General features: G+C 40.1%; 16 protein-coding genes. 15 read left to right on the forward strand and 1 reads right to left on the reverse strand.

All coding sequences use genetic code 11. The features are described 5' to 3' along the window. The first annotated feature begins 1 nt into the window (after position 1). Complete coding sequence (locus E4661_RS10390; protein ID WP_136467028.1) at positions 2-2,047, forward strand: DUF2231 domain-containing protein; 2,046 nt, start codon at positions 2-4, stop codon at positions 2,045-2,047. Positions 2,048-2,050: 3 nt separating this feature from the next. Here the strand turns inward: E4661_RS10390 and E4661_RS10395 are convergent, their stop codons facing one another. After that, positions 2,051-3,118, reverse strand: a complete 1,068-nt coding sequence (locus tag E4661_RS10395; RefSeq protein WP_136467030.1) for a LacI family DNA-binding transcriptional regulator — start codon at positions 3,116-3,118, stop codon at positions 2,051-2,053. Positions 3,119-3,250: 132 nt separating this feature from the next. Between E4661_RS10395 and E4661_RS10400 the strand changes: the two genes are divergently transcribed. From E4661_RS10400 to E4661_RS10460, 14 genes are all read left to right on the forward strand, one after another. Continuing rightward, positions 3,251-4,066, forward strand: coding sequence for an SDR family oxidoreductase (locus E4661_RS10400; RefSeq protein ID WP_205728943.1), 816 nt, complete (start codon positions 3,251-3,253; stop codon positions 4,064-4,066). Between the two features lie 11 nt (positions 4,067-4,077). Continuing rightward, positions 4,078-5,259 carry a mannonate dehydratase gene (gene uxuA, locus E4661_RS10405; protein WP_136467078.1) on the forward strand — a complete coding sequence of 394 codons (1,182 nt, stop codon included), beginning with the start codon at positions 4,078-4,080 and terminating at the stop codon, positions 5,257-5,259. 4 nt (positions 5,260-5,263) lie between these two features. Then, the gene (uxaC, locus tag E4661_RS10410; protein ID WP_136467032.1) at positions 5,264-6,673 is read left to right on the forward strand and encodes a glucuronate isomerase; all 1,410 of its coding nucleotides are present in this window, start codon (positions 5,264-5,266) and stop codon (positions 6,671-6,673) included. A gap of 28 nt (positions 6,674-6,701) precedes the next feature. Next, complete coding sequence (locus E4661_RS10415) at positions 6,702-7,682, forward strand: TRAP transporter substrate-binding protein (RefSeq protein ID WP_136467034.1); 981 nt, start codon at positions 6,702-6,704, stop codon at positions 7,680-7,682. A 2-nt stretch (positions 7,683-7,684) separates the two neighbouring features. After that, positions 7,685-8,149 carry a TRAP transporter small permease gene (locus tag E4661_RS10420; RefSeq protein ID WP_136467036.1) on the forward strand — a complete coding sequence of 155 codons (465 nt, stop codon included), beginning with the start codon at positions 7,685-7,687 and terminating at the stop codon, positions 8,147-8,149. Next, the gene (locus tag E4661_RS10425; protein ID WP_136467038.1) at positions 8,149-9,453 is read left to right on the forward strand and encodes a TRAP transporter large permease; all 1,305 of its coding nucleotides are present in this window, start codon (positions 8,149-8,151) and stop codon (positions 9,451-9,453) included. The genes E4661_RS10420 and E4661_RS10425 overlap by 1 nt, the downstream gene beginning before the upstream one ends. Positions 9,454-9,544: 91 nt before the next feature. Then, positions 9,545-10,864, forward strand: coding sequence for a 3-keto-disaccharide hydrolase (locus tag E4661_RS10430; RefSeq protein WP_240751456.1), 1,320 nt, complete (start codon positions 9,545-9,547; stop codon positions 10,862-10,864). 10 nt (positions 10,865-10,874) lie between these two features. Further along, positions 10,875-12,206, forward strand: a complete 1,332-nt coding sequence (locus E4661_RS10435) for a Gfo/Idh/MocA family protein (RefSeq protein WP_136467039.1) — start codon at positions 10,875-10,877, stop codon at positions 12,204-12,206. Between the two features lie 3 nt (positions 12,207-12,209). Continuing rightward, positions 12,210-13,388 carry a Gfo/Idh/MocA family protein gene (locus E4661_RS10440; protein ID WP_136467041.1) on the forward strand — a complete coding sequence of 393 codons (1,179 nt, stop codon included), beginning with the start codon at positions 12,210-12,212 and terminating at the stop codon, positions 13,386-13,388. 154 nt (positions 13,389-13,542) lie between these two features. Next, positions 13,543-14,184, forward strand: a complete 642-nt coding sequence (locus E4661_RS10445; RefSeq protein ID WP_136467043.1) for an RNA polymerase sigma factor — start codon at positions 13,543-13,545, stop codon at positions 14,182-14,184. A 240-nt stretch (positions 14,185-14,424) separates the two neighbouring features. Continuing rightward, entirely contained in the window at positions 14,425-15,474 is a 1,050-nt protein-coding gene (locus E4661_RS10450; protein ID WP_136467045.1) for a FecR family protein, read from the forward strand. Between the two features lie 142 nt (positions 15,475-15,616). Then, on the forward strand, positions 15,617-18,973 hold the full coding sequence (locus E4661_RS10455) for a SusC/RagA family TonB-linked outer membrane protein (protein WP_136467047.1): 3,357 nt from the start codon (positions 15,617-15,619) through the stop codon (positions 18,971-18,973). Between the two features lie 8 nt (positions 18,974-18,981). Next, positions 18,982-19,308 (forward strand): SusD/RagB family nutrient-binding outer membrane lipoprotein, encoded by a 327-nt coding sequence (locus E4661_RS19565; protein WP_205728944.1) that lies wholly within the window; start codon positions 18,982-18,984, stop codon positions 19,306-19,308. Further along, positions 19,251-20,561, forward strand: coding sequence for a SusD/RagB family nutrient-binding outer membrane lipoprotein (locus tag E4661_RS10460; RefSeq protein ID WP_205728945.1), 1,311 nt, complete (start codon positions 19,251-19,253; stop codon positions 20,559-20,561). The genes E4661_RS19565 and E4661_RS10460 overlap by 58 nt, the downstream gene beginning before the upstream one ends. Positions 20,562-20,626: the final 65 nt, after the last annotated feature.

Raw genomic sequence — 20,626 nt, forward strand, 5'->3', positions numbered from 1 at the left:
CATGCAATTAGGCAATTTACACCCCTTATTTGTCCATTTACCTATTGGTATATTGATTTTGGCCTTTCTTTTGGAACTCTATTATAGAAATAGACCTGAACCAAAGGATAACGGGACGGTATTATTTGCATTGGCGATTGGAGCTCTTAGTGCTTTGTTTTCTGTCCTGTCCGGTTGGTTTTTAGGTGATGGTGGTGGGTATGATGAGGAACTGCTTTTTAATCACAAATGGATAGCTGTAGCTTTTGCAGTGGGAAGTTTAATGCTCTTTTTCCTTAAGAAATCTAATAAAAACATAGCCAAACGTACATATTTCCCAGTATTTATTGTGGTGCTGGTGCTTTTGACATTGACTGGACATTATGGAGGCAGCCTGACCCATGGAGAAGATTTTTTGTTTCACGAAGAATACGAAGACCCTGTAATTGAAGATGTGGATAAGGCTTTGGTCTTTTCGGAAATCGTGCAGCCCATAATACAGAAAAAATGTGTGAGTTGCCATAACCAGGGAAAATCCAAAGGGGAATTGCTTCTGACTTCGCAAAAGGAATTGCTTGCTGGAGGGGAGTCTGGATCGCTGTTTGATTCATTGGAAGTGGAGCAAACCTCCCGCTTCATGCACCACCTAAAACTTCCAATAGCGGATGAGGCCCATATGCCTCCTAAGGGAAAAGTGCAGTTGACCTCAGATGAGCTGTTGCTCTTGGAATGGTGGGTGCGAAATCAAAATTGTTTTGATTGTGTCACTAAAGATTTACCAAGGACCGATAAATTGAATGCCATTTTGGCCTCCTTAGAAAAAGACACCTCCACCAGAGCGCTTATTGCAGAAAAAGTGGATGAGGTGCCCTTGGAATTTATTGCCTCTCTCGCCCAGAATAAGATTTCGGCCCAACTTATCGCTGAAAACGTGCCTTTAATATCGGTGAATTTCATGAAACGAAATGATGTTTCCGAAGCTGACTTTGACCTTTTAAAAGAGTACAAGAAGAATATTGTGGGGATGAACTTGGGTTATACCAACTTCAATGATACCCTTATAAAACTACTAAAACCCTTTAAAAATCTTACTGAACTTCAATTGCAGCATACGGATATTGGTAACGAAACTGTTAAACAGCTTGCAAAGCTTGAGCATTTGGAGTCCATAAACCTTGTCGGAACCGAACTTGATGACTCTGCATTTCAAGAATTAGGAAGATTCCCAAATCTAAGAACGCTTTTTATTTGGAGAACCAAAATGACTGACGAAGGGGTTTTGGTTTTTAAAGATCAGAGCAACAAGGTAAGAGTTCAAGGGCAAATTGCGGATAGCGTTTTTGCTGCAAGTACTTTAGCACCTCCTACCATTTTGGCAGAGCATGAGATTTTTACGGATTCCATTGAAGTTTCCATCGAACAGTTTTTTGATGGGGCGAAAGTGTTTTATGTGTCTGAAAATGCTCAAAATGATACTATCCCCAAAGAGTATAAAGAGCCTTTTTATGTTTCCGAAACCACCACGATAAAAGCATATGCTGTTTTGAACGATTGGGAGCCCAGTGAACCTAGTTTTGTCAATTTACTTAAAAGTAAGGCTGAAATTACAGATGTGTCCCTGGCTAAATCCCCGCACCCAAAATACAGCGCAAAAGGAGGGAAAACGCTTATGGACTTAAAACGGGGAACCACAAATTTTGTAGATGGAAACTGGTTGGGCTTTGAGGCTCAACATATGACAGCTACTATTGAATTCAAGGAGCCTACGGTGGTCTCTACCGTGTCTATTGGAAGCCTTTCCATCCCTAATAATTGGATATTTTTTCCAGTGGGATATACGGTTTGGGGCTCTACTGATGGAAGCACTTTCAATAAACTTAAAACGGTGAAGCTGGGAATTCAGGAACCTTCAGTGATTATAGAGCGAAAAGCTTACAACATCGATTTTGACCCTGTCGCCTTAAAAAAAGTACGTCTGCTGGTTGAAAGCCCATTAAAGAATCCGGATTGGCATGCAGTGCCCGGTGGAAATAGCTTTATCTTTTTGGATGAACTGGTTTTTAATTAGATCTTAAGGAAAGATAGCATACTCCTTTTGCTCTCCATTAGGTAAGTTTTCCTTTGTAATAATCTCTATTGGAGATAAAATTTCAGATTCTGGAGGGGTTTTATAAAGCAAAAACTTTGAAAGACTACTTACAGATCGGTATCCTTGTTGAAAAGGCTTTTGTGAAATCAAAAAAGTGATTTTGCCATCCACAAGGGCATTTGAATTATGTGCTGTAATATCGAACCCGATTAAATAAGGTATTTCGTTCCTGAACCCTTCAATATGTTTGGCTATGATATGTGCTCTACTGTTCGGTACAAAAATCCCCTTGATTTTGGTTTGTTTCTGAAGCAGTGAGGCAATCTTATCACTGAATTTTTTAGCATTCCAGAAATCTTCAACCTCAATTTTATGATTGATAAAATTCAACTTTTGTTCCTTGAGGTAATGATCGAAGCCTTCAATTCGCTGTGATATATTGTTTACGTTGGAGAGATTGGGTCTTGAGTGAATGGTCAGGATATGGTCGTTTTCATTAAGACAAAGCTGCATAAGCTTAGCTGCCAAATAACCACTTTTAAAGGAATCCTGTCCAACAAAGCATAGGTTTTCATGACCGTTCAAGGCGATATTAAGAAAGATGAACGGAATCTGTTTCGCTAGCAATATATTGGTAAGTTCTTTGGTCTCCTTTTTAAAAGTGGGGACAAGTACAACACCTTGAGGGTTAGTTTGCAGTAGCAAATCAAAAGAATCTATGTATGACTTGGGGCTTTTTTGGTCAAAGGAGAACGTTTTTACATCCACTCCGAAACTCATCACTTCTTCTTTGGCTTTTTGAATGCCTTCTAAGGGAGTTCTCCAAAATTGATTTTCCTCATCATGATCTGGAAGTAACACGGCTATAGTGTATCTCTTTTTCATTGCCAAGGACTGGGCAATGCGATTGACCTTGAAATCGTGTTCCTTTAGAATTTCCCGTATCCGCTGTGCTGTTTTTTCGGAAACACCTTTTCTATTATGTATTACCCTATCTACTGTTCCTGGGGATACATTGGCGAGTTTGGCTATTTCCTTGATGGTAATCATATGTAGAATAAAGCTGTTAATATACAACCTTCAATAATTTTTTACCATGTGAATTTGTATTATGTGGGATGAATTTATATTTTTATCGTGTGCGCACACGAAATGAATCGAAAAGCACATAAAAATAAGCTAGTGAAATCAATTTTTGATCTAACAAATAAGGTTGCGGTTATAACGGGAGGTACTGGGGTTTTGGGAAACTCTGCCGCTCTAAGCCTAGCAGAGGTTGGAGTCAAGCTGGTGTTGCTCACAACGAACAAGAAGAATGGAGTTGAACTAGAGAAAACTATTCTAAAGAAGGGAGGCGAAATATCGTTGTTGGAAGCCAATGTATTGTCGAAAATCTCAATGGAAGAAGTTCGTGATGCTGTTTTAGAAAAGTTTGGACGATTGGATATCCTTTTGAACATCGCTGGAGGAAACATGCCTGGAGCCACTATCGGCCCCGACCAAACCATTTTTGATTTGGAATTGGATGATTTCGATAAGGTAACCCAACTGAATTTGAACGGAACCGTGATTCCTTCCTTGGTATTTGGCAAGGTGATGGCGAATCAGGGTTCGGGAGCCATTATCAACTATTCTTCTATGGCAGTGCCAAGAGTGCTCACTAGAGTGGCCGGATACTCGGCCTCCAAAGCGGCGATGGAAAATTTCACGAAGTGGATGGCAGTCGAAATGGCGACTAAATTCAGTGATAAAATAAGGGTGAATGCTTTAGCTCCCGGTTTTTTTATCGGAAACCAAAATAGAAGTTTATTGCTTAATGAAGACGGCACATATACGGAACGGGGTGCTGATATTATTCGAAACACCCCCATGGGCAGATTTGGAGAACCGGATGAATTGAATGGAGCTTTGCATTTTCTGTGTAGCGACGCATCAAAATTCATGACAGGAGCGGTGATTCCAATAGATGGAGGGTTCAACATTTTTAGTGGAGTATGAAGGATTTAAGGATGAAACAAACCTGGAGATGGTATGGGCCAAATGACCCAGTATCCTTAATGGACGTCAAGCAGGCTGGTGCAACTGGGATTGTTACAGCCCTACATCATATCCCTAATGGAGCTGTATGGCCTGTAGATGAAATAATGGAACGGAAAAATACTATCGAATCCGAAGGTTTGGAATGGTCTGTTGTTGAGTCTGTTCCAATTCATGAAGACATCAAGACGCAAAAGGGAGACTTTCAACAATATATTGAAAACTACAAACAAAGTATTCGGAATTTGGCAAGCTGTGATGTCAAAATAGTCTGTTATAATTTCATGCCTGTTTTGGATTGGACACGCACTTCATTGGATTATGAAATGCCCGATGGTTCCAAAGCCCTACTTTTTGAAAAGGACGTTTTTGCAGCATTTGATTTGTATGTGCTAAACAGGCCAGGAGCTGAAAAGGAATATTCCGAAGAAGATCAGGTAAAGGCTAAAGCTGCATGCGAATTAATGAGTCCGAAAGACATTGCCAAACTGACCAAAAATATCATTGCCGGCCTTCCAGGTGCCGAAGAGGGATATTCCTTGGAAAGCTTTCAAACTGTTTTGGATACCTATAAAGGAATCTCAAAGTCTAAACTACAAGAGCATTTGATTCATTTTCTTTCAGAAATTGTTCCGGTTGCCGAGGAAGTAGGTGTGCTATTATGTGCTCATCCCGATGACCCACCATTTCCAATATTGGGTTTACCTAGAATTTTGAGCACCGCGGAGGACTATCAATATATTTTCGAAAAGATTTCATCCATATATAATGGTATAACTTTTTGCACGGGATCTTTGGGAGTCAGAGCGGACAATGATTTACCGAAAATATTCAAAAAATTTGCGCATCGTGTTCATTTTCTACATTTTAGGAATACAAAACGAACAGAAAGCGGAGATTTCTACGAAGCAGACCATTTGGATGGTGATACCGATATGTATCAAATGATAAAATTGGTGCTTTTGGAGCAACAACGTCGTTTGCGTGAAGGTCGTACGGATGTTTCCATACCGATGAGACCCGATCATGGGCACCAAATGATAGATGACCTCAAAAAGAAAACGAATCCTGGATATTCTTGTATTGGAAGATTAAGGGGATTGGCGGAACTCAGAGGGTTGGAACTTGGAATAGCTAACCAAATGAAAACATAATCGAATGAGAGGTAAGCCAACTTTTGTTAATGAAAACTTCCTATTGCAGAATCGATATGCCCAAGAACTCTATCATGATCATGCGGCTCAAATGCCCATTATTGATTATCATAATCATTTAGATCCACAACAACTGGCCAATGACCATAGGTTTGAAAACATTTCCCAGGCTTGGTTGGCTGGCGACCATTACAAATGGCGAGCGATGCGCACCATGGGAATCAATGAAGAATATATTACAGGTAAGGCCAGTGATGAGAAAAAGTTCTTGAAATGGGCGGGCATCGTTCCTTATCTTGTTAGAAATCCATTGTACCATTGGACACATTTGGAACTGCAACGCTATTTTGGAATTGATCAATTATTGTCCAAAGAAAATGCTGAAGAAATTTATGCGCATACCTCTTCAAAATTGCAAGAAAAGAGTCATTCCGCTTTAGGTTTGGTACAACAGATGAATGTGGAGATGCTTTGCACCACGGATGATCCCATAGATGATTTAAAATACCATCAAAAGGCTAAGGGACAGAATCAAATACCTAAGATGTTGCCCACCTTTCGACCAGATAAAGCTTATGCGGTTGAAGATTCGTTGGCATATCGCATGTATCTAGATCAATTGATGGAAGCTTCTGGAGTCTCAATTGGCTCATTTGCCGATTTACTTGATGCTCTTAAAAATAGAATTGATTATTTCCATAAAAATGGATGCCGTCTTGCGGATCATGGACTTTCCCAGTTATACTTCTTTGAGGAGGGAACTTATGATATTGAGAAGATTTTCCAGAAGGTTCTGCTAGGTGTTAAAGTAGAAAATCGAGAGGAGAACTATTTTAAATTCTTGACTCTTTCATATTTGTGCAAGGAATATCATGCTAAAGGTTGGACGCAACAATTTCATTTAGGCCCTTTGAGGAATACCAACCAGCGCATGTTGGAAAAACTGGGTCCTGATTCAGGTTTTGATTCTATTGGCGATTTGGAGCAAGCCTATCCAATGAGCAAGTTTTTGAATCTTTTGGACGCAACCGATCATTTGGCAAAAACTATTTTGTACAACCTGAATCCAGCTCAAAACGATGTTTTTGCAGCGATGACAGGAAATTTTAATGATGGAAGTGTAAAAGGGAAGATACAGTACGGTTCGGCGTGGTGGTATTCGGATCAGCTCGATGGTATGGAAAAGCAGATAAATACCCTTTCGAACATTGGCATATTGAGCTGTTTCGTTGGAATGTTGACAGATTCTAGGAGTCTATTGTCCTTTCCAAGACACGAATATTTCAGGAGGTTGCTTTGCAACATTTTGGGCAATGACATTGAAAAAGGGCTATTGCCCACTGATATCCCCCATTTGGGAAAGATAGTACAAGACATATGTTACAACAATGCAAAAGCATATTTCAAATTTTAATAGGATAAATAAGGTAACGCGATAAGTCATGGCCAAGAAGTTCAAATATTTCTGTCTTTCAGCTATTGCTTTCCTTTTATGGGGATGCAATAACATGGGGACTTCCAAGACCATCAAGTTGGCCCATGGTTTGGATGTGAATCATTCCGTGCATAAAGCATTGGTAAAGATGGGGGAGGATTTGGCTCAACTTTCCGCAGGCAAGTTGACTGTCGAGATTTATCCCAATCAACAATTGGGTACTGAAAGACAAATCATGGAATTGTTGCAGATTGGAAGCTTGGACATGACCAAGGTTTCAGCGGCCACCCTTGAAAATTTTGCCCCAAAGACAAAGGTTTTGGGACTGCCATACCTGTTTAGGGATAGAGAACATTCATTCAAGGTGTTCGATGGTCCTATTGGACAGGAGTTACTGAATGATGGCAAAAAATACTGGTTGAAAGGTCTTGGATTTTATGACGCAGGCAGCCGTAGCTTCTACACCAAGGAGAAGGTTGTGGAGCACCCTGATGATTTGAAAGGGCAAAAAATTCGGGTTATGCCAAGTGTGACCGCTATGGAAATGGTAAGAGGTTTTGGGGGTTCGCCCACACCCATTTCCTGGGGAGAATTGTATACCTCATTACAGCAAGGTGTTGTTGATGGCGCAGAGAACAATCCCCCAAGCTTTTATCTGTCCAAACATTATGAAATCTGCAAATATTATTCGCTCAACGAGCATACCTTTTCCCCTGATGTTGTGATTGTAGGAACCCAGTTTTGGGATAGACTTACACAAGAAGAACAGGGTTGGCTTCAACGAGCAGTGGATAAGTCGGTGATATACCAAAGAGAGTTGTGGGCAAAAGCCGAAGCTGAAGCATTAGAGGCCATTCAAAAATCGGGAGTGCAAATAATAAGGCCCGATAAAATCCCTTTTTCCGAACGGACGGACCAACTGTACGAGAAGTATCAGAGTGACGAGGCTCTCTATGCTTTAATTCAACAAATAAGAGCTGTAAACTGACCATGGAAATTAGAAAAACGATTGATAAAGTATTGGGCTGGGCATTGATCATTATTATGTCTGCAATGGTTTTGAATGTGTTATGGCAGGTGTTTACCCGATTTGTTATCGGCACACCAAGCTCATTTACCGATGAACTGGCTCGTTATTTAATGATTTGGGTGGGAATCCTCGGAGCTGCCTATGCATCTGGCAAGGACATGCACGTGGCCATTGATGTGCTGCCACAGAAATTTAGCGAAGAAACACAACGAAAGTTATCGATCACAGTCAAAGTGGTAGTGATATTGTTCGCTTTGGCAGCGATGATTGTTGGAGGCAGTAGATTGGTATATGTTACTTATGTATTGGAACAGTTGTCACCTGCTTTGCAGATACCATTGGCTTACGTTTACCTGGTCATCCCGATAAGCGGACTTTTGATAGTGTATTACAAGATTTCGGATATTTTAAAATCAGCTGTCTAATGGAGTATATTCCCGTTTTAGTATTGATCATTAGTTTTTTGGGATTACTTGCCATTGGCACTCCTGTAGCTTGGAGTATTTCTATTTCGGCCTTGTTGACCATGTTGGTTAGTATTCCTTTTCTACCAGCTACGACAACAATTGCACAACGAATGGGAGCGGGTCTGGATAGTTTTGCACTCTTGGCCATTCCTTTCTTCATCTTAGCAGGAAATCTGATGAACAAAGGTGGAATGGCCCATCGACTCATCGCTTTTGCCAAGACTTTAGTAGGAGCACTTCCCGGTGGGCTTGCGCTGATCAATATTGTTGCAGCTATGTTGATGGGGGCCATTGCTGGATCTGCCATGGCATCGGCATCAGCTATGGGAAGCATCCTTGGGCCAGAAATGGAGAAAGAGGGCTATTCAAAAGAATTTGGTGCTGCTGTAAACATTACATCGGCAACAACAGGTTTGGTCATTCCACCAAGTAATATTCTAATCGTATACTCTTTGGCGAGTGGGGGAGTATCAATAGCGGCTTTATTCTTGGCAGGGTATATCCCCGGTATTTTAACGGGACTCTTTTTGATGATAGTAGCGGTAATATGGGCCAAAAGAAAAGGCTATACGGGCAAAACCAAAAAAGGAAGTGTTGGCATTTCTGAGATTGCAAAGACTTTTGTGAGCGCATTCCCAAGTCTGCTATTGCTTTTTATCGTTATTGGTGGAATTGTAGCGGGTATTTTTACAGCAACTGAAGCTTCGGCGATTGCAGTTCTGTATTCATTGCTTTTAGGGTTTTTGTACAAGGAAATCTCATTCAAAAACCTTCCCGATATTTTGTTGGAATCCTCGCTTACAACCGCTATTGTTATGTTGTTGATAGCAGCGTCCATTAGTATGTCCTGGGCCATGTCTTACGAAAACATACCCCAAGCAACCAGTGATGTTTTACTGGGTATAAGCGACAATAAGTTTGTTGTCCTCTTGATAATAAATGCCATATTACTTTTCGTGGGGATTTTTATGGATATAACACCAGCCGTGCTCATTTTCACCCCAATTTTCTTGCCAGTAGTTACTAAGTTGGGAATAGATCCGGTTCATTTTGGAATCATTATGATTTTGAATCTCTGCATCGGCTTATGTACTCCTCCAGTCGGTTCCGTACTTTTTGTGGGGGTTGGGGTGGCAAAAACCTCTATTCAAAAAGTGATAAGACCATTGCTGCCATTGTTTCTGGCAATGATTATAGCACTGTTTTTAATAACCTATATCCCACAGCTGACAATGTGGTTGCCTAATTTATTTGATTTATAACTAGTAGAACATGAATAATTTAAAATGTAGTAAAGTGAAGAACAAGCAAAAAGCCCTTTTTATGATATCCGTGGTTTTGATTTTAGCCATTATGGTCGGCTGCAACCAAAAACCGAAGGATAATACCCCTTGGGTGTCCATTTTTGATGGAAAGACACTGAATGGATGGACCAAAAAAGGTGGTGTCGCGGAATATTCGGTAAATGATGGAGCCATTGTTGGCAAAACGGTGCATGATACTCCCAATACCTTCCTTACATCCGATAAAATATACGGAGATTTTATTTTGGATTTGGAGTATTTGGTGGATTCTACAATGAATTCGGGAATACAGATTCGAAGTAACAGCATTCCTGAATACCATGAGGGGCGGGTACACGGTTATCAAGTGGAGATAGACCCTTCTGACCGCGCTTGGAGCGCGGGCATCTATGATGAAAGTAGAAGGGGATGGTTGAACCCACTGTCCAAAAATGAAGCTGCTCAAAAAGCATTTAAACAAAATGAGTGGAACCACTATCGTATCGAAGCGATAGGGGATACCATAAAAACTTGGATCAATGGCGTGCCGGCCGCCTACCTAATTGATGATGCTACGGCTACTGGTTTTATTGGGTTGCAGGTGCATAGCATAGGTGAAAAACAGAAGGCCGGAACTGAGATACGTTGGAAGAATATCCGGATTCTTACCGATGATTTGGAAAAGTACAGCACAAAATCTCCTTTGGAACCTATAGCTACAAAAAACCGACTGACCCAACATGAGGAAAAAGCCGGATGGGAATTGCTTTGGGATGGTGGAACAACAAAAGGTTGGCGAGGTGCAAAATTGGACCATTTTCCAGAAACTGGATGGGCAATTGAAAACGGGGAGTTGACTGTTTTGGCTTCCGGTGGAGGAGAGTCAGAAGCAGGGGGCGATATCGTGACAGAAAATCAATATGACAACTTTGAGGTAAAATTGGAATTCAAGATTACCGAAGGAGCCAATAGTGGAATCAAGTATTATGTGAACACTGATTTAAACAAAGGAGCTGGTTCATCCATTGGTCTTGAGTTTCAAATACTGGACGATGCTAATCATCCTGATGCCCAACAGGGTAACCATGAAGGGAGTAGAACCTTGGCTTCACTTTACGACCTTATTCAAGCGAACCCGAACAAGTATGTGAAACCAATTGGCGAATGGAACACAGCTCATATCATTTCAAACAACAACCATGTAGAACATTGGTTGAATGGAATCAAAGTTTTGGAATATGAACGCAAAAGCGAACCCTATCGAAAACTGGTTTCGGAAAGTAAATATGTAAAATGGCCCAATTTTGGTGAGGCAGATAAAGGAAACATCCTGCTACAAGATCACGGGGATAGAGTAGCTTTTAGAAATATTAAAATCAAACAACTATAAACCTGAGAACATGGGTACAAGAAGAAATTTCATCAAAAAAACAACAGCAGGAGCAGCTGGACTGACCGTGGGAGGAATATTAATGCCCAATACAGGGTTTGCCAGCATCCTTGGGGCCAATGACCGTTTGGGAGTTGCCGTCATTGGGGTTCGAAGTCGTGCAAAGGCGCATTGTATTGCCATCCATCAAGACCTGAATGCCAAAATTTTGTATAACTGCGATGTAGATGATGCCATAATTGAAGAACACAATACATGGTGTCAAAAGAACTTGGGCTATGTGCCAAAGGTCGAAAAAGACTTCAGAAAAATTTTAGAAGATAAGGACGTGGATGCTGTTTTTATTGCTACTCCTGAACACTGGCACGCTCCCATGTCCATTATGGCCATGCAGGCTGGAAAACATGTTTATGTTGAAAAACCTTGTAGTCATAATCCTTATGAAAATGATTTGTTGGTCGCTGCCCAAAACAAGTATGGCAAAAAAGTGCAAATGGGAAATCAACAGCGATCAGCAAGAACATCTGCTTCCGCAATAGAGGATATTCGAAATGGCGTAATTGGAGATGTTTATAAAGGAGAGGCCTATTATTCCAATAATCGGGGTTCCATTGGAAAAGGAAATAAAACAAGCATTCCTAAAACTCTTGATTGGGATCTCTGGCAAGGACCAGCACCTAAGGAAGACTATCGTGATAATGTACATCCTTATAATTGGCACTGGTTCCGTACTTGGGGAACAGGTGAGATTCATAATAATGGAACACATGAAATTGATATTTGCCGATGGGCACTTGGAGTAGATTTACCCTCATCGGTAACTTCTTTTGGTGGAAAATACACCTATGATGACGATTGGGAATTTGTTGATAACCAGCAGGTGACCTTTGCTTTCCCAGACGATAAATTTATGACATGGACAGGACATAGTCGTGGGATTATGAAACCGGAACGCCCAGGAAGGGGAATTACAATATATGGAAGTAAGGGTAGTATCGAACTCAGCAGAAATTTTTATAAATTATATGATTTGGCAGGAAATCCAATTAAATTGGAGTTTGAAAGAGAACAAAGCGCCACAACCAACACCAGGGGTATTGGGGGATTGGATGTGGATCATGTGGGTAATTTTTTCAATGCCATTAGAAAGGATGAATCATTGAATTCAGATATCAACGATGCTAGCATCTCAACTATGTTGTGTCACTTGGGTAATATGGCGCAGGATGCAGGACATTCGTTGGAAATAGACACTAAAACAGGAAAAGTGCTTAACGATGATGCCATTATGAAGAAGAGTTGGAAAAGAGAATATGCAAAAGGTTGGGAGCCTAAACTATAAAAAATGAAACGAAGAGATTTTGTAGCGAGAACAGGAATGGCTGTAGCAGGAGTATCTGCTATGAATGCTGGAGTGTTTTATCCATCAAAAAATGAAGTGATCAAGATTGGGGTTGTCGGTACGGGAGACCGCGGAGGAGGACTTATTCCCATCATTAATAAAATTGAAGGTCTAAAAGTAACTGCGTGCTGTGATGTCCTCCCTTTCAGATTGGAAAATGCGATGAAAAAGATCGAAGGCAAAGCCAAAGCATATTCCGATTACAAAAAACTTCTTGATGATAAGAATGTGGACGCTGTTTTGGTAGCTACGCCGTTCAGTGAACATTCCCATATAGCCCTTGATGCTTTGGAAGCGAAAAAACATGTTTATTGTGAAAAGACCATGGTGAAGGGATATGATGCCATTAAAAGCTTAGTGGAGAAAGCTTCACAATCGAAAAATATCTTCCAGACAGGGCACCAATACCACAATTCAAGGCTTTACACCCATGTGGTAGATTTGATAAAAAATGGTAAAATAGGTAAGATAACCGCTATTGAGTGTCAATGGAACCGAAATGGAAATTGGCGAAGGCCCGTTCCAAGTCCAGAACTTGAAAGGGCAATCAATTGGAGGATGTACAAACAATTCTCAGGAGGCTTGTTGGCCGAACTATGCTCCCATCAGCTAGACTTTACCAATTGGGTGTTGGATGCGGTCCCGATAAAAGTTGTTGGGGATGGAGGAATAGATTACTGGAAAGATGGAAGAGAAACCTTTGATAATGTCCATATGATTTATACTTACCCGAATGGGGTTCGAGCAAAATTCACCTGTTTGACCAGCAATTCAAAAGATGATTATCAAATCAAGGTACTTGGTGATAAGGGAACTATAACCATTGACTATTCCAAAGCCTGGTTCTTTCCGGAAAAAAGGGAGAAGACAAAAGAGGTGGGTGAGGTCGATGGAGTATCTGGGGCTACAATCAAATGGAATAAAGAAAAAGGTATTCCTATCGAGGTGGAACATTTAGACCCAAGCAAACAAGCATTGCTTGATTTTCGGGACAGTATTTTGAACAACACTATACCAAAATCCAATGTTATTAGTGGAGCAAAAGCAGCTGTCTGTGTACAGATGGGATTGGATGCACTTTACACAGGGGAAATGGTGCATTGGAAAGATGAGTTGATATAATATACCTTAAGTATTTGAAGGATTTTTTTTCGTGAATTATCAAAAAATAGAAAGAATGATTCAGTTTGAATGATATTTCATATTTGATAATATGATAGTTGGGATGTATTTTTTTTATATATTGTAAAAACAAACTAACTTAACTCTTACGAAAATGTCATCATATACTGAGCTTTTATCAGAATATAATAAAGATGATGAAAGGGATGGTTTTGTTGATACAGCAAAATCGTTTGAATTTGACCCAGCTGCGGAATGGAAAGCATTTTGTGATGGCAGTGAATCAGCATTTGTAAAAATCTACAACCACTACTTTCAAACACTATACAACTTAGGTCGACAATTTTCGGGGAATTCTGACTTGTTGAAAGATACACTTCAAGAAACTTTTATTAACATCAGAAAAAAGCGTCATAAACTTCATAAAGTTGTTTCGGTAAAAGCTTTTTTAATAAAGTGTTATCGAAATAAAATCATTACAGAACAAAAAAAACAAAAGAAGAATATGACTTTGAATTATACGGCAAATTCATATGGGTTTCTTTTGACACCTTCGCACGAAAGCGTTTTAATAAGTAGGCAATTTAAACAGCATCAAGTGGAGAAGATGCAGGAATCACTTAACAAATTGACCAGACGGCAACGAGAGGCAATTTATTATTTCTATTACAATGGACTGTCCTATTCCCAAATTAAGGATGTAATGGGTTTTTCAAGTATTCGTGCCGCTAGAAACCTAATTTATAGGTCGCTTACTGAGCTAAAAAAACAAGCGGAGGTTTTTAGCGATAAATAGCATTCTTCATTGACCCGTTACCTACCTAATTTTATATTTTTCCTAGAACATTGATACAGCATCTTTACTCAAAAAATCTAATCAAAAGATGAATTGGATAAAATTGCTTGCGCCGTAAAAACTTTATCAATTGTTTAGGATTAAACCATTAAAAACCAGATTGATATAAAGAAATGTCTATTTTTTTGAAAGAAAACTACTTTTTTTTGATGTCATTTAACAAATTTTTAAGTCTTATTAATGTTAGAGGCCGACTATATGGATTACCATGAGTATGAATTAGAAGATTTTTTAGCTGATCCAGAGTTTAGAAACTGGGTATTAAAACCAAATCCGGCCTCACATTTTTTCTGGAAAAAATGGTTGGCCGCCAATCCTTCCAAAAGAGATACCATTTTTGCCGCTAAAGAGATTATACTTTCTCTTAAGTTTCATTCGTGCAATTCTATTGATGATGAAGATCAAGGAGAGTTGTTGAAATCTATCCTGGGAAAAAGGAAAACCGCTTCCGATATAAAAAGAATGACGTGGCGTAGAATTGCTATGCAAGCTGCCGCATGCGTTTTACTGTTTTTGGGATTGTCGATAGGACATAGAATGTCTACCACTGCCGAATTGAATCCTATACTTGCTTCGGTAAAATATATCGTTAAGGAGAACTTCAAAGGGCAAAAATCGAGAGTTACTTTACCGGACGGTTCTACGGTATTCTTAAACAATAATAGTAGAATTTCTTATGCATCAAAATTTGCCAACGAAAGGGAGATATTTCTAGAGGGGGAGGCATTTTTTGAGGTCAAAAAGGATTCGGCCAAGCCTTTTTTGGTGAATTCAAACGGTTTGGTGACCAAAGCCTTGGGAACCTCTTTCAATATTAAAGCACACAAGGGCAAAAAAGTTGAGGTAGGGCTGGTTACCGGAAAAATATCGGTGGCCTCTGTGTCTGAAGATAAAAGTGTTAAAATTATTGATGACAAGGGGGGTAAGGCTATATACGATGCTTTTGAAGGACAGCTGGACATATCGGCCTACGAGGACATGGATTTTTATAAATGGACCAAGCGTATATTAGTGTTCAAGGCAGCTGATTTTGACGAGATCAAAGAGGCTTTGGAAAATTGGTATGATGTGGATATCACAGTTGAGAATTTGAACAGAAAAATTACATATACCGGCGAATTTCCAAGCGAGAGTTTGGAAAATGTATTGGAAAGAATTGCCTTCGTTGAAAAATTTTCCTTCAAAATAAATGAGGAGAACGAAAGGGAGATTACCATAGTATTTAAATAATAACCACTAAAACTTAGACTTATGAAAATGAAAAGCTACCCGTAAAAAATAAGTTTGCTCCAAAGAAAATGGCACTTTCGATGGAGACAAACTTATCATCAAAAGTTCAATTAAAGTATATCAACTAAACCGATGTAAAAGTATGAAATTTAAACTATCTAAAACAATCGCTATGCTCTCTAGGATATTTATTTTGCAAATAGTGTTCTGCTATTTTGCAATGGCAAATGAGGGGTATACGCAAAGCATGAAAGACACTTACCTTGAGTGGAACTCCGTTCGACAAGTTAAGGTATTGGATGTCTTCGAAGAAATCGAGAACCAATCTGCTTTCAAATTCAATTATGATGAGAAAGATGTAAACAGAAGGACCAAATTCCAGATTGCCTTGGGAACACACTCCGTGTATGATCTTCTGGAGCAACTAAGTAAAGAAGCTTCACTGAATTTCAGAAGAATGAATAGCACAATTGCAGTCACGCCAAGACTGGAAGAAAGTGCTCCAGTAATTGTTGAAAAAGTAGTTCAGCAAACCGTATCCGGTACAGTTACCGATAATGCTGGTTCTCCTCTACCAGGAGTAAATGTTGTGGAAAAAGGAACTTCAAATGGTACCTCAACGGATTTTGATGGAAACTACACTATTTCAGTGTCCAATGGAGCGGTATTGGTGTTTTCTTCTCTTGGATTCACTTCTAGGGAAATGGCTGTTGATGGTCAATCGACTGTCAATGTGTCTCTTTCTGAAGATGCTGAACAATTGGGAGAGGTTGTGGTAACGGCTTTGGGTATCAAAAGACAAGAAAAAACACTGACATACGCTCAACAAACAGTTGGTGCTGATGAGATTACCAAGACAAGGGACGTTAACTTTCTGAACAGTATCAATGGTAAGACTGCAGGTGTTGAAATCAAGAAAAGTAGTTCTGGTGCCGGTGGGTCTACTAAAATTCTGTTAAGGGGAAATAAATCTCTAAATGGTGACAGTACTCCATTGTTTGTAATCGATGGTATTCCTTTGGCAAACAACCGTGGCGACCAGCCGGGTATGTGGGGTGGTACAGATTCTGGAGACGGTATTTCGGCTTTGAATCCTGATGATATTGCTAGTATTAGTATCCTTAGAGGTGCCAATGCGGCACTACTTTACGGTAGTGCAGGGGCAAATGGAGTTGTCCTTATTACTACAAAAGAAGGACAAGCGGGTAAAACCACAGTTTCCCTCAATTCAGGTGTGACCTTTGAAAGTATCATAGAGACACCGGATTTACAGTTCAGATATGGTGCTGTTGGAGAAGCGAAAGAAAGTTGGGACACTACGCCAGGTAATTATGCAAGCAATTATGTAGATGATTTCTTTTCTACAGGGGCCAACTTTATCAATTCACTTTCTGTTAGTGGTGGAAATGATAGAACTACAGCCTATTTTTCCTATTCCAATACTACAGCTACCGGTATTACACCGGATAACACCTATTCCAGAAATAACGTAGCCTTTAAGCAATCAACCAAGCTGTTGAATGATAAATTGACTGTAAGCTCGAATATTATCTTATCTATTGAGAATTCGGAGAACAGACTGCCTTCTGGGTACTATCTAAATCCTTTGACCGGTCTTTATTTCTTCCCGCGTAACCGCGATTTTGAAGACACTAGGGTTAACTATCAGGTGTTTGATGAATCACGTAATCTTTACGCAATGAATTGGTTTGTGAATGATCACCACCAATCCAACCCATATTGGATTATCAATAACCAACCTAGGGAACAGAACAATAGAAGGGTAATTGCTAGTTTGACTTTGAATTATCAGCTGGCAGATGCGCTTAACCTTCAGGTTAGGGGGAACTACGATTATGCAAATATTACTCGTGAACAGAGACATGCGGCTACTTCTAATACCACAAATGTGAATAGAAATGGTACTTGGGATTATCACAAATATGAAGACCGTTTGATTTATACTGATGCGATTTTGACGTATGATGCTGATTTGTCTGATAGTTTCAGCCTTACGGCCCTTGTAGGAGGTAGCTACACTGAAACAGATTATGGCGATGGGGTCAGAGTTTGGCAAAGTAGTGGTAATGGTTTAATTTATCCCAATGAGTTTAGTTTCCAAAACCTGAGTTTGACACAAAGACCAGTTGAATCGGTAACCAACGGGGTAATAAAAAAACAAGGGTTGTTTGCCAATGCTACCTTAGGATATAAGGAAATGTTGTTTTTAGATGTGGGGGGAAGAAACGATTGGGCTTCGACCTTGGCACTTACCGGAAATGACTCTTATTTCTATCCTTCAGTAGGTCTAACAGCAATTGTTAGTGAAATGTTTGATATGCCAGAAGCTATTAGTTTTGCAAAATTCAGGGTTTCTAGTACTCAAGTGGCAAACGAAGTACCTTTTAATTCAATTAGTCCTAATAACAGAATTGTTGATGCAGTCGGGACTTTGGAGCGAAATGACATATTGCCCTTTACCGATGCGAAACCAGAGATCATTACCAGTACAGAGTTTGGTGCTGATTGGCGATTTTTTGGAAATCGATTGGGTATTGACTTTACCTATTACCATATAAAAAGTACAGATCAGTTTGTTGAGATTAGCATAGATGCTGATGATCCAATAGGACAAGGTAGATACGATAGGAGATTTATTAATGCAGGAGAAATAGTAAATAAAGGGGTGGAGATTTCATTGAATGGGTCGCCCATACGCAATGACAACTTGGAGTGGAATACGACATTTAACTTTACAACTAACAAAAATGAAGTTGTGGATATTGGACCAAATGATGATAGTTTTCTAAACCTTGGATCATCTGAGGGTTATTATTCTCGATTGTTTGAAGGTGGAAGTTTTAATGATTTGTATGTATTGAAATTCCGTAGGGATGACCAAGGAAGAATTCTTTTTGATGATAACGGAAATCCTTTGCGAACACAATTACCTGAATTAATAGGGAATCTTGATCCAGACTTTACCTTGGGATGGAACAACATCATTTCTTATAAGAGATGGAGTGCCAGTGCTTTGATTAATGGAGTGTTTGGCGGTAAGGTATTTAGCCAGACTGAATCCATGTTGGATGGAGCAGGAGTATCCGAGCGCACCGCAGTCGCCAGAGATGCTGGAAGTGTTGCCGTAAATGGTGTGGTGGAATCATCAGGAGCTGCGGTGACGAGTGTAGACCCTGAACAATGGTTTCGTTTCATAGGGGATCGTAATGGTGTGGGAGAAGCTTATGTTTATGACCGAACAAACATTAGATTGGCACAGTTGTCTTTGGCTTATGATATTGATTTGGACAAGTTGAATATGCCCTTCATACAATCAGCTTCCATTGCCTTTATCGGTAATAACCTGTTCTTTATCAAAAAAGAGGCTCCGTTTGATCCGGAATTGGCCATGAGTACTAATAGAAACTCTGTAGGTCTGGATAACTTTAATCTACCGTCTACACGGAATTATGGACTGAACCTTAAAGTAACTTTTTAAAAATGGATATGAAAAAGTATATATATGTATTAGCAACGGTATGGGCACTAGGTGCATGTACCAGCGACTTTGAAGAGACCAATACCAATCCATATCAGATTACCGATGAATCTCTGAAGCAGGATTTTAACAATATTGGTGCTTTTTTCCCGAGCTTATTGTCAAATCTTTATGGGATTCAGATTGACCATAATTTGACCAACGATTCCTATGCCAGGCATCTGGCAACTCCTACCCCTTTCGTGGGTGGAGTAAACAATACCACCTATTATTTACGTTGGAATCGGTATTGGGATGTACAGTATGGCAATGTAATGGGACCAGCAACCAAGTAATCGATATTGCCTCACAAGAAGAGGGCAATGAAGCGTTTATTGAATTGGCCAATTTGATCAAAATTCTTTCCATGCACCGTTTAACTGTGTATCAAGGCCCCATCATTTATACAGAGTTTGGTTTGGGAAAAACGGGGGAATATGATAGCGAACAAACATTATATAATGCCTTCTTTGCAGATTTGGATCGTATCATAAGTGTTTTAAAGGCCAATGCCGATTTTGGCGGTTTTGCAGCCTTTGATGACAGTTATGGCGGAGACATTGCTGCATGGGCCAAGTTGGCAAACTCCATAAGACTTCGTCTGGCTATTAGGATTTCCAAAGTAGATCCGGCAAAGGCCCAAGCTGAAGGTGAAAAAGCTATAGCAGATTCTGCAGGACTTATACTTGCTAATTCTGAGAATTTTAATATCTCCAATTATGGAAGAAAGTACCATCCGGCGGTAATCTGCTTTGAATGGAATGATACCCGTATGAGTGCGAGTATGGAATCTATACTTGGTGGATACAACGATCCTAGGGTTGCGGCTTTCTTTGACCCGGCAACTGACCCTGCTGTGGTTGCAGACCATCCAGATTGGCCCTATAAAGGAATCCGAAATGGAGCCACTTTGGGGGCTAAAGATGATCGTTTGAGTTACTCGACCATTGACCTTTCTTTTAATGATCCCGCCGTGGTAACAAGTCGGAAAATGATGAGTGCAGATGAAGTTCATTTCCTATTGGCAGAGGCTGCGCTTCGTGGTTGGGCAGGTGCAGGAGATGCTGGTACACATTATGAAATGGGAGTACGTACCTCATTTGAACTATGGGGAGCAGGAGGTGTTGACGACTATTTGGCCGATGATACGAGCATACCTTGGGATTATACAGATCCAAAAGCGGCTGCTGGAGTTAATGCCTTCACCAATAGAATTACAAATACTATTGCTTGGGACGAGGCTGCAGATAATGAAACCAAATTGGAGAAGATCATTACCCAAAAGTGGATTGCTGCTTATACCGATTCCATGGAGCCATGGGTAGACCATCGTAGAACGGATTATCCCAAACTTCCGTTTAACTATCAGAATGATAGTAATTCGGATTGGGGGGTTATAGCGGATGATGATTTCTTAAGAAGAATGACATTCATCAACAGCCAACGGGAAAACAATCCCACTGGTGTCGCTGATGCAACTACTAAGTTAGGTGGCCCTGATGAAATTGGAACACGTCTCTGGTGGGATACCGGAGGACCTAATTTCTAATGGGGCGAAAAAAAAACCTGTGGCTAACCCCACAGGTTTTTTAGTATATGATGTATGTAAGATTT

It is taken from the genome of Flagellimonas onchidii (assembly GCF_004804315.1).
Classification (GTDB): Bacteria; Bacteroidota; Bacteroidia; order Flavobacteriales; family Flavobacteriaceae; genus Flagellimonas; species Flagellimonas onchidii.